We start from the raw sequence: 11,712 nt of genomic DNA on the forward strand, positions 1-11,712 counted from the left end.
ATAGTCTGAACTCTCTTTTTTCTTTCAAAATTGAAAGTCAAACTCTTCCTTTACAATATTTTCAATCCTCTCTGTCATGTATTCACAAGAATAACAAAAATTCAGATCACCTTTTTTCTTTAAAATAGACTCAATCATTTTCTGATCATCAATAAAAGGTTTATATCCCTTTTTATTCAACTCATAAAATCCATACAAAGCATATATTTGTTTCTCCACGTTAGAAGATTGAAGCCAGCGTCTTATTTCATTTATATTCTTATAAGTATCTAATAAATTCATTATTTGTCTTTCATTAGGAGGCTGGAATCCAATCCCACAACCCTCTCCATAAACAATATCTGTTACAAAAAGCTCATTTAGATTCAAATCTATCAAAAAAACATTCCTAAATTTAGTATTTAGCATATCATACTCGAATCGATCCTTATACTCTTCTTTTATAAATGTAAAATCAGCACCCCTAAAAGAAGTAATCTTTCCTAAATTATAATAGATAATATTTTTATCTTGCAGAATAAGGTTAACTCTAAAAGAATATATTGTAGATATATATTTGTATTCCTTATCAGGAATAGTCAGACCAATATAATAACATACTTGACTATAATTATCAATAATATCACGTTCTAAAGAAAGTCCTCCGTCTATTGTCTCATCATATATTCTTTCAATAGCTGATTCAAACTCATTAATAGTTTTAGATCCTAATGACGAGATAATTTCTTTTCGAAGATCTAAAATTTTCATTTTATGAAATACCTCTGATCCAATTCCTTTTTTCTCTTTTAGACCTAAAGTTTAATTGTTATTCTTTATACAAGAACAAAATAAAATACTACTTATTAAAATCAATGCTATTACTTGCTTAAGCATATTATTCTACAACTATTTCATCAATCATTATATAAGCCTTTGCTCCGGCTTTTTCATGCCATGCTGGCAATCCCTCAATAGCCTTAAGTGTTACTCGTATATAGTTAGCTTTTACTGTATCAAATGTTTCTTTTATTTCCCAAGTATAAGGCTTAAGATGACAATTAAGAACAGGCAATCCCATATGGTGTACTTCTTTGAAAGTTTTCCCATCATCCGACACCTCTATTTTTATTGATTTAGCAAATAGTAATCCACCACGGCTATTTATAAATTGATTCAATTTCACAGAAGAAACTGACACTTGATCACCCAATTTAATTGTAGCCACCATATCTTCTCCTAAAAAGCCAAGCCATGAACCTGTACGATAGCTACTTTTGTAACCTTTTTGTCCATCAACTAAAGTGATTGCTCCATTAAATGTATATTTCTTATCAGGTTGATTCTTTAATTCGATAGGTTTCGCGGTAGCTTTATTAAATGAAAATTCTTTTGAGTAAATTTTACTTTGTATACCATCTCTCACAACTAATGCTTTTAAATTGCTTGATTTAGAAATGATAATAGGTTCTGAATATTTAAGGCTTTTTTCTGTTGGCACAGTACCATCCAATGTATAATAAATGGGAGCATTATCGAATGTTGACAACGTTATCTTTATCTCATTCTTTTCTGTATCATAATCGCATTTTACCTGTACCCCATAAGCCTGTTTACAATTTTCATAGCCTAGTTTATCTAGCAATAAAGATTGTCGGTACATTCTTGCTACAAAGTTATTGTAATCTTTTTCCTGAGGATACGACCATAAGGTTTCAGCCAAAGCTCCTAAGCGAGGCAACAACATATATTCTACATTTTTACTGGTAGGCATATATTCAGTCCAGACATTTACTTGTCCTCCCAAAATATTTTTTTGCTGATCTTTTTCTAGTTCAACAGGTATAGGATCAAAGCTATATACTTTCTCCAAATCCGTTAACCAACCGAAAGTATAGGGTTCGTTATCCACATCAGGTGATTGATAATAATCGAGATAAAGATGTGATTCGGGAGTCATTATTACATCATGACCTCTGCCAGCTGCATATATTCCACCATCAGTTCCTCGCCACGACATAATAGTAGCATTAGGAGCAATTCCTCCTTCTAATATCTCATCCCAACCTATTATAGATTTTCCTTTTTTATTAATCAGCTCTTCTACCCGATGGATAAAATAGCTTTGTAATTGTTCTCCGGCTGAATGTGCTTTTGTCTCTCTGATTCCTAAAGCTTTTATTCTCGCCTGACATTTAGGACAAGCCATCCATCTGTTTTTCAAACATTCGTCTCCTCCAATATGAATATATTTTGCAGGAAATAATTCTGCAACCTCAGTAAATACATCATCCAAAAATGTAAATACACTATCGTTTCCGGCACAAAGCACATCCTCAAATATACCCCAACCTCGTCCTACTTGATAAGGCCCTCTGGTACAACCCAATTCGGGATAAGATGCCAAAACAGCCAATGTATGTCCGGGAATATCTATTTCGGGAATAACCGTTATATAACGTTGACGGGCATATTCTACCACATCTTTTATTTCTTCCTGAGTATAAAAACCACCGTAAGACTTGCCATCGTACTCTTCCGAATGGCGATCAGTAGCAGTTTCGGATCTCTGTGAGCCAATTTTAGTCAGATTAGGATATTTCTTTATTTCGATTCGCCACCCTTGATCATCTGTTAGATGCCAATGAAAGACATTCATATTGAATAATGCCAGAACATCTATATACTTCTTTATAAAATCTGCTGAATAGAAATGACGGGACACGTCTAATGATACTCCCCTATGTGAAAATTGCGGATAATCTTCAATTACCGCCGCAGGAAAAGAAACGTTATTTACACTCTCGACAGGCAATGATTTTCTCAATGTCTGGATAGCATAAAATACACCTGATGCACTTACCCCATTTATGAGTATATTATGAGGTGTGACAGATAATTTATAATAATCGGGATTTGTATTTAGTGTTGTGTCTATTTGAAATTCTATAATGCTCTCAGCATCTTTCTTTGTAGTCAATTGAAGATTAATACCTGCACATTCGTTAATATATGAAGCTAAGAAAGAAGCCAACTGATGTGATTGACCATCGTTCTCTATATAAAAGATTCGGGTTGATTTATTCAAAACAAAAGGATTGCTTTCCGCCTGATAAATTATTTGTCGAGGTAAAGGAACTACCTCATAATTGGCGTTTACTGTCTTATTATCATTTGTACATGCATAAAATAGAAAGGTACAAAGTATACTAGTTAATGGTAGTAAAAAGTTTACAAAACTTTTTAGTGTTCGAGTAAATTTCATGGTAGAATTAGTTATAACAATAATTAAAAATAATAAATATACAAATAAAATACATAGTGTAAAAATTCTAAATTCTATAAACATTTCGTTTTACTCCTTGTTATGAAAAGATACACAAACCGAAAAATTCCCTTTATTACACATAAACTAAACAAATTAAAACTATGGAAGAAGAAAAAAAGAAAACCTTAACAACCAATCAAGGCAGTCCTGTTGACAATGATCAGGCATCGATTACAACCCAAAATCCTACGATGACTTTGCTATCGGATACTCACATGATCGAAAAACTAGCACATTTCGATAGAGAACGTATTCCCGAAAGAGTTGTACATGCTAAAGGTTCGGGAGCTTTTGGCTACTTTGAAGTTACAAACGATGTAACTAAGTATACTTGTGCCGATTTTCTATCTCAAATTGGTAAAAAGACCGAAATGTTAGCCCGATTCTCAACTGTAGGAGGCGAAAAAGGTTCTGCCGATACAGCCCGTGATCCTCGTGGCTTTGCTTTGAAATTCTATACAGAACAAGGTAATTACGACATGGTAGGTAATAATACGCCTGTATTCTTTATTCGGGATGGTATTAAATTTCCCGATTTTATCCATACTCAAAAAAGGAATCCAATATCAAATCTCCCCGATCCCGATGCTTTTTGGGATTTTCTGTCATTGACTCCCGAAAGTATACATCAGGTTACTATTCTTTTCTCCGATAGAGGTACGCCCGATGGTTTTCGTCACATGCACGGATTCTCAAGCCATACTTTTATGTGGTACAATACCCAAGGTGAGCATGTATGGATAAAATGGCATTTTAAAACGGCACAGGGAGTAAAAAACTTAACCAATGAACAAGCGACCGAATTGGCTGGCACAGATCCTAATTATGCAACACGTGATCTGTACGAAAGTATCGAAAAAGGCGATTATCCTGCTTGGGATGCTTTTGTTCAGATAATGACTCCCGAACAAGCAAACCATTATAAATTCGATCCGTTTGATATCACCAAAGTATGGTATCAAGGTGAGTACCCATTGATTCCCGTAGGTAGATTTGTACTAAACCGCAATCCAGAGAATCATTTTAATGAAATTGAACAGGCTGCTTTTTCTCCCGGAAATTTTGTTCCCGGTATAGCCGCTTCACCCGATAAAATGTTGCAGGTACGTTTATTCAGTTATCCTGATACTCACAGACATAGATTGGGGGCAAACTTTGACCAATTGCCTGTAAATGCTCCTAAGTGTCCGATGCATAATTATCAGCGTGATAGCTATATGAATACCCGTAATGATGCACCTGCCCCTAATTACTATCCTAATTCGTTCGAAGGTGCTGCACCTGATGCCAAGTTTACACCTCCGGCATTAGATGTACAGGGACTAGCTGCACGACATGAGTATCCGTTAGGAGATATTGACTTTGTTCAGGCAGGAGAACTGTATGGTCGTGTACTGAGCAATTATGATAAAACCAACCTTATCAATAATCTTGTAGGTCATATGAAGAATGCACAACAACGCATTCAATTACGTCAGGCTGCATTATTCTACAAAGCTCATCCCGAATATGGAACCCGTATTGCACAAGGTCTGGGATTGAGTGTTGACAGAGTAAAACAATTAGCTGAAATGAGTCAGGAAGATAGGGTAAAAGCTACTGCACAATAATATATCAGTAATCCGTAGTGTATTTAAGCAATACTCATTTTTAAGTTGTTTATATTTCTATTGTTTATATAAACACTATATTCTATTTTACCTAACAAAGTCGGAGATAAAATTACAAATAGCTGATATTCAGAATAAATATTCATATATTCAGAAGTTAAATCGACAACAATCAATTTAATATCCGATAATTTAGATTTACGTTTTTGATTCAAAAAATTCATCTTGCATTCTGTTTTTTGTAAAGTTTCGAGTATTTTTCATAACTTGCAATAAAGTTGTCCATATCACTTAATCAATTGGTAATAAATAAAATATACCTGTTTTTATAATTATAAAAGAATAATATTAAATTAAAAAGTTATGAAATTCAGTAATGTACGACTGCTAGTCAAAGACTTTGCAAAATGCTTTAAATTTTATAAAGAACAATTGGGGCTAATACCTGCTTGGGGAGATGAAAATAGTGGCTATGCCAGTTTTAAGGTAGCAGAAGGAATCGAAGGATTAGCTCTGTTTGTATCAGACTGGATGGCTCCTTCTATAGGGAACGTTAACAAACCAATGCCTACGGACTGCCGTGAGAAAATGATGATATCATTTGAAGTATCAAATGTGGATGAAATTTATAAAACATTATTTGCGAATGGAGTAAAGTTTATTAATCAACCAACAGATATGCCAGATTGGGGGATGCGAGTGGTTCACCTAAGAGATCCTGAAGAAAATCTGATAGAGCTATTTACTATGCTAGCACCCGAACAATATAGTAAGGAACTTGTAGAAGAAAACAAGAAATATTAATGAACGACGGGTATCAGCAGTAAAATTCTATAAAAAGTAAAAGCCCTAAGATCAAAATAATCTTAGGGCTTTTACTTTTTTAGTGCAATTCTTTCGAAAAGCAGAATCGACCAATTGCAAATATATGGGTAGACATAAAAATACCGAATAATACCCCTCCCATAAATTCTTTAAAGTATTTTGTAAACTTTAGCTAGAAAACTTCGTATTTCTGCTCCGATTTCCTCAAGATGAGTCTCTAAAGCAAAATGTCCCGTATCATACAATTTTACAATGGCATTGGGGTTATCTCTCTTAAAACACTCTGCACCCACAGGCAAAAAGAAAGGATCATTCTTACCCCATGTAGCAAGAAAAGGAGGCTGATAGGTTCGGAAGTATTCTTGAAATTTAGGATATAGAGCTACATTATTGCTGTAGTCTCCAAATAAATCAAGTTGTATATCAGTACTCCCTTTACGATTAAGGAAATATTGATCAGAGTTATATCCATCCGGAGAAACTAAGTTAGCATCATTTACTCCATAGAGGTATTGCCATTTAGTTGTCTCTTCTGTCAAAAAAGACTTTAATGCATCTCTATTTTGAGATGTCTTTTCAGTCCAATATTTTCTTATGGGGTTCCAACCGTCACTCAATCCTTCTTCATAAGCATTTCCATTTTGTGAAATAATTCCTGTAATTTTTTCAGGATTTAAAAGTGCTAATCTAAATCCAACCGGAGCACCATAATCAAATACATAGATTGCAAATTTATCTAATTTGAGTTGCAGAGTAAATAGATTGATATAATAAGCCAGGTTATCAAAAGTATAACTAAATTCTTTATGATCACAATGGCTTGATAATCCGAAACCTAAAAGATCGGGAGCAACCACATGATAATCTTTTGCAAGTATAGGTATTAAATTTCGAAACATATGGGAAGATGAAGGGAACCCATGTAAAAGAAGGATTGTCGGAGAAGTTTCTTTTCCTGCTTCACGATAAAATATAGTTTTAGTATCTATACTAACTGTTTTGTAACTTACTTTATTTGTATTCATATTTTATATAATTAGAATGTCAAACAAAGTTACGACATTAAACGTTTGTCTGAAATGACAATAAATATGCAAATACTGCCATTTGAATAATAAAACATATAGCTATCCTAGCCTTTCTTGGATCGACAATAGATACAACAACCTACCCTATATCGAAAAAAATTTAATCGAACATCTCAGATTTTCAATAATATATATACTACTGACAGTTACAAAATGTTCGAATACCATAAAATATGCATGATATACTCGCTGCATGTATTATTGTTTCGAGAAGCAGAATCGTCCGATTACAATCAATATATAAGCAAAGATTAAATACCTCACCAAATCAAAATGATGCAAATAAACTAAAGCAAAGGTTGTAGTAACAATTCCGATAGTAAGCAGAACTCCTGCCCCTACTCTTTCCTTTAGATTTATGTTTTCACCCCAAACTTTTGGTTTAAAGACCCAATTGATAGGAATTACAAATCCATTCACAAGTAAAATAGAATAGGACATATACTCATATTTTACATCATTCAACAGGCAGAGCATAGCAACCAAACCAATCATTGCTCCATAATATAGTTTTCCCATCTTAGTGGATGCACTCGATGGCATATCGGTAGCCATAAATAAGGTTCCTAATAATATGCCTCCTAAAGAGAATTTAATATCCTTAAAAGCAAATATTTGCAGTAGTATAAAGAATGTAACTAATAGTCCGAACGGTATATGCCATGAAATACGCCTACGAAGCAAAAGGTATAATCCTCCCAATACCAGAAGTATAACTGAATATTCTCCTATTGCCCCCGATGGCTTAAAGAATATAGAGTTCATATATTCAGTAAAACCTCCATTTCCTAAGATATTGAAAATATTCAGATCCTGAAAATTGACATAATCTTTATTATACCAGATCGTTCGTGAAGTCATTACCAAAGGAAAGAAGACAGTCATAAATTCCCGTCCAACCAAAGCAGGATTAAACATATTACGTCCCAATCCTCCCCAAAGTATCTTACCAAAGATTACAGCCATAGCCGAACCAAAGGCAACTACATACCAAGGCGTAAAAGGAGCTAATGTAAAAGCCAGCAAAATAGCCGTTACTATTGCCGAACTATCGAGCAATGTATTCCACTTTTTCAGAAAAATACCTGCAAATATAAATTCGCCAACCATAGCACTGATAACAGCAACGAACATCACAAACAGAGGAGCCTCTCCATATGCAAAATACGAAATAACCGCACAGGGAACGAGTGCCAGAAGAACATCCGACATTACTTCCCAAACACTATCTTTGGCTCTTACAAAAGGTGTATATACTGTTTTACTATCAGTCTGCATGAGTCAATAACGCTTTTAGTTTTACCTTTCCTTCTTTGATGCTTTCCATCAATGGAACATCACTCGGGCAGATGTATTCGCAGGCAGCACATTCTATACATGAATTTAAGCTGTATTTTTCTAATGAAGCAATCTTTCCTGTTCTGTAATTTTCGGCAAATACAAGAGGCATCAATTTCATCGGACATACATCTACACAATAACCGCACGATATGCAGTTATTTCTTTTAATCTCTTTCTTTTTGAAAAACAGTACTCCCGATGAACCTTTGATGATTGGAGCTGAAGTTTCCACAACATTCTTGCCCATCATAGGACCACCCAGAACCAATTGCTTGTCGTCTAATGTATTTGTCTGATTCTGATATTCTAAAATATGGCTGATAGGTGTGCCAATTTTAACTTGGTAGTTTCCCGATTTCTTAGATTGTTCCCCCGAAACAGTTATTATACGTTCAGTTAAAGGTTTACGCTCTACAAGAGCATTATATACAGCATGAACTGTACCCACATTACTCACCATTAATCCCTCATCTTTGGGAACAACGCCACGAGCCAATTCTTTTCCTGTAACAGATTTTATAAGTTGCAACTCTCCTCCCTGAGGATATTGATTGGGTAATATGGCAACCCTTACATTTTTATATTCGGACTGAGATAAAAATGGACTAAATACATCCAATAGTTCTTTATTCTGCTTTTCTATTGAAAGGACTATTTCTTGAGCTTGAAGTACTTTATTTATCAAAAATATACCTCGGAACAGTTCTTCGGTCTTATCTCTCATCAAAGCATAATCAGCCGTCAGATAAGGTTCGCACTCAGTTCCGTTGACAATAAAAGTATTAATCTTTTTGCCTAGCAGGTTATACTTTACAAAGGTCGGAAACTGTGCTCCTCCCTCTCCTACTATACCTGCACTTTTTATGATAGCTAATATCTCATCGGAGGTCAGGTTATCAGCATCAATTACCGGTCGTGTAATCTCTTCATTTCTAAAATCATTTTGCAGAACTATGGTTTCAACCAAAGTTCCATCCGCCAAAGGATGTAATTCAATCGCCTTGATCGTACCCGAAACGGGAGCATGAATATTAGCCGACAAGTTACGTGTTTCCTCAGCTATAATCTGATATTTAAGAACATACTCACCAACTTCTACAATTGGTTTTGCTGCTTGCCCTATATGTTGTAACAAAGGCAGATACAAAACAGGAGCATCGGGAATATCCGATATACTCATCTGCTTAGTTTTGCTCTTCATCGAAAAAATATGCATCATAATTTATTGTACTATATATTTTTCGAAACCATCCGAAAATCGAATATGGTTATTTTTATCCATTAAAAAACCCGAAACATCAAATTGGCTCGATAATAGCTTCATTTTCACCGTGAAACCATCTAATGTCTGATTATACAATCCTGTTGAAATAATGTCACCTACAAAACAATTGGTCGATATTATTCCTATCTGCTTATTTTCGGAAGGATAACCAGTGCGGGGATTGATTATATGTCCGTATTTCTTACCACCAATTTCAACAAATGTTTTAGTTTGTGCCGAAGTCGAAAAACAAGCATTCGAGAGTTTCAGTTTAAATAAAGTATCCTCTTTATTCATTGAATTCTCTACATTTATTACCCAGTAAGAATGCACCGAATTATTCAAAGCCTTAATAGTACTACCTCCCGCATTAATAATAGCATCGGTAATACGCTCTTTCCTCATTTTCTGAACCAGCTTATCTACTGCATAAGACTTCATAAACGAGCCTGTAATAATCTCCTGTCCTTCTGCAATGCGAACTTTAGAGCCTTCTATTTCTATTTTCTTATAGTTGACCTGCTTCCTGGTAGCTTTAATTTCCTCTTTCAGAGGTAAACGTCGCACTTCATCTTTATAAAAGCCCCATAGACGAACCAGCGGCATTACGGTTATATCATATTCACCATCAAACAAATCCGAAAAATAAATAAGTTGCCTCAACAAACTGATAGTTTCGTCATCTACTTCAACAAATTGCCCGGCATTCTTATTTATCAAATCAAAAAAAGAACCTTCGCTATATGAATTGTAATGTTTGTCAACATCTTCCAATACAGCAAAAAGTTCATCAAACAGGCTTTCGTCGCAGAAAACCGGTATCTTTATCTTAATATGTGCATGGAATAACCATCGCACCTGAGCTTTATATAAAAGTCCATCATTCACTTGCAGCAGCAGTTTCTTCTTTTACGGGTTCTATTTTTGTTTTAGGAGCTTCTTTAACCTTTTGTTCATCCTTCTTTTCCGAAGTTTTAGTCGGTTGCTCTTTTAAAGCTTTCTCTGTAGTTTTTTTCGGAGCTTCTTTCTTAGATATCTCCTCCGCTTTTACTTCCGAAACTTCGGGAGAAGAAATTGCATTATCTTTTGTAATAACCTCTTTTGTTTCTATTTCTTCCGTGATTACAGCATTTTTACTCGCAATCTCGTTTTCTCCTGAATCAGGAACTTTTAACCCATCATTATTCTTAAATATAGTATCTATTGCAGCTTTGTTTCCAAACACTATCAGTACTATACCAAATAGAAAAAGAATAATTTTCTTTACAGTTGTCATCTTATTCGGACATTAAGTTATTTTTGTTTACAAAAATACTCAATACGTATTCGTATTGGTAATTAATTAACCATTTATAATAAAAAAAGAATCTTATTTAATAACAAATAAGATTCTCTATATGATAGATATAGTCAATTATTATTCGGGCATCATATTGTGGAATACATTCTGAACATCTTCATCATCTTCAAACTTATCTAAAAGCTTGGTAATTTGTGCTCTTTGCTCTTCCGTTACTTCTTTTAGCTCATGCGGAATTCTCTCAAACTCAGCACTATGAATTTCAAATCCATTTTCCTCCAAATATTTTTGAATATCCGAATATGACTTAAATTCGCCATAAAGAAGTATATCTTCTTCGTCTTGCTCTATCTCATCTACTCCATAGTCGATAAGTTCCAATTCTAAATCCTCTAGTGAGACATCTTCCTTTGGTGATATTTTAAATACGCATTTATGGTCAAATAAAAACTCTAAGCTACCGGTTGTTCCTAATGAACCATTATGTTTATTAAAATAGCTACGTACATTTGCAACAGTACGGGTAGGATTATCGGTTGCCGTTTCTACAACAATAGCGATACCAAAAGGACCATATCCTTCATAAGTAACTTCCTTGTAATCAGATTCATCTTTAGAAGTAGCCTTTTTTATTGCACGTTCTACGTTTTCCTTGGGCATATTCTCTTTCTTCGACTGCTGTATCAATACACGCAAACGAGGATTTGTATCTGCATCAGGGCCACCTTCTCTGGCTGCAATGGTTATTTGTTTTCCTAATTTAGTAAATACACGAGCCATATTGCCCCAACGTTTCATTTTCGTTGCTTTACGGTATTCAAATGCTCTTCCCATATCTGTTCTTTATAATTTCATTGAGGTCTTAGACCTATTTTATTATTTTATTTTCTGGCTACAAAAGTATAAAAAATAGCCTATACAAAAAACTATTACGACCTCAGACATTATTAATATTCTGACAAATATTATTTCTGGAG

General features: G+C 34.4%; 10 protein-coding genes. 2 read left to right on the top strand and 8 right to left on the bottom strand.

Annotation, left to right across the window (positions count from 1 at the left end):
• Positions 1–24: 24 nt before the first annotated feature.
• Together G7050_RS16860 and G7050_RS16865 are read right to left on the bottom strand one after the other, a co-directional pair.
• Positions 25–750, bottom strand: a complete 726-nt coding sequence (locus G7050_RS16860; protein WP_166117431.1) for a hypothetical protein — start codon at positions 748–750, stop codon at positions 25–27.
• A gap of 127 nt (positions 751–877) precedes the next feature.
• On the bottom strand, positions 878–3,244 hold the full coding sequence (locus G7050_RS16865; protein ID WP_166117432.1) for a glycoside hydrolase family 20 protein: 2,367 nt from the start codon (positions 3,242–3,244) through the stop codon (positions 878–880).
• Positions 3,245–3,408: 164 nt separating this feature from the next.
• Here G7050_RS16865 and G7050_RS16870 point away from each other — a divergent pair, with 164 nt between their 5' ends.
• Together G7050_RS16870 and G7050_RS16875 are read left to right on the top strand one after the other, a co-directional pair.
• On the top strand, positions 3,409–4,917 hold the full coding sequence (locus G7050_RS16870; protein ID WP_166117433.1) for a catalase: 1,509 nt from the start codon (positions 3,409–3,411) through the stop codon (positions 4,915–4,917).
• A gap of 363 nt (positions 4,918–5,280) precedes the next feature.
• Complete coding sequence (locus tag G7050_RS16875; protein ID WP_166117434.1) at positions 5,281–5,721, top strand: VOC family protein; 441 nt, start codon at positions 5,281–5,283, stop codon at positions 5,719–5,721.
• Between the two features lie 170 nt (positions 5,722–5,891).
• Here the strand turns inward: G7050_RS16875 and G7050_RS16880 are convergent, their stop codons facing one another.
• The 6 genes from G7050_RS16880 to G7050_RS16905 all read right to left on the bottom strand — a co-directional run bounded on the left by G7050_RS16880 (position 5,892) and on the right by G7050_RS16905 (position 11,569).
• Positions 5,892–6,767, bottom strand: a complete 876-nt coding sequence (locus tag G7050_RS16880; protein WP_166117435.1) for an alpha/beta fold hydrolase — start codon at positions 6,765–6,767, stop codon at positions 5,892–5,894.
• Positions 6,768–7,028: 261 nt separating this feature from the next.
• Positions 7,029–8,108 carry an RnfABCDGE type electron transport complex subunit D gene (locus G7050_RS16885; RefSeq protein WP_166117436.1) on the bottom strand — a complete coding sequence of 360 codons (1,080 nt, stop codon included), beginning with the start codon at positions 8,106–8,108 and terminating at the stop codon, positions 7,029–7,031.
• Positions 8,098–9,390 carry an electron transport complex subunit RsxC gene (rsxC, locus tag G7050_RS16890; protein ID WP_166117437.1) on the bottom strand — a complete coding sequence of 431 codons (1,293 nt, stop codon included), beginning with the start codon at positions 9,388–9,390 and terminating at the stop codon, positions 8,098–8,100. The genes G7050_RS16885 and rsxC overlap by 11 nt, the downstream gene beginning before the upstream one ends.
• Positions 9,391–9,393: 3 nt before the next feature.
• Complete coding sequence (locus G7050_RS16895; RefSeq protein ID WP_166117438.1) at positions 9,394–10,323, bottom strand: FAD:protein FMN transferase; 930 nt, start codon at positions 10,321–10,323, stop codon at positions 9,394–9,396.
• Entirely contained in the window at positions 10,316–10,711 is a 396-nt protein-coding gene (locus G7050_RS16900; RefSeq protein WP_166117439.1) for a hypothetical protein, read from the bottom strand. The genes G7050_RS16895 and G7050_RS16900 overlap by 8 nt, the downstream gene beginning before the upstream one ends.
• Before the next feature lie 141 nt (positions 10,712–10,852).
• A complete protein-coding gene (locus tag G7050_RS16905) occupies positions 10,853–11,569 on the bottom strand; it encodes a YebC/PmpR family DNA-binding transcriptional regulator (protein WP_166117440.1) in 717 nt (238 codons plus the stop codon).
• Between the last annotated feature and the right edge of the window lie 143 nt (positions 11,570–11,712).

This window comes from Dysgonomonas sp. HDW5A (assembly GCF_011299555.1).
Taxonomy (GTDB): Bacteria; Bacteroidota; Bacteroidia; order Bacteroidales; family Dysgonomonadaceae; genus Dysgonomonas_A.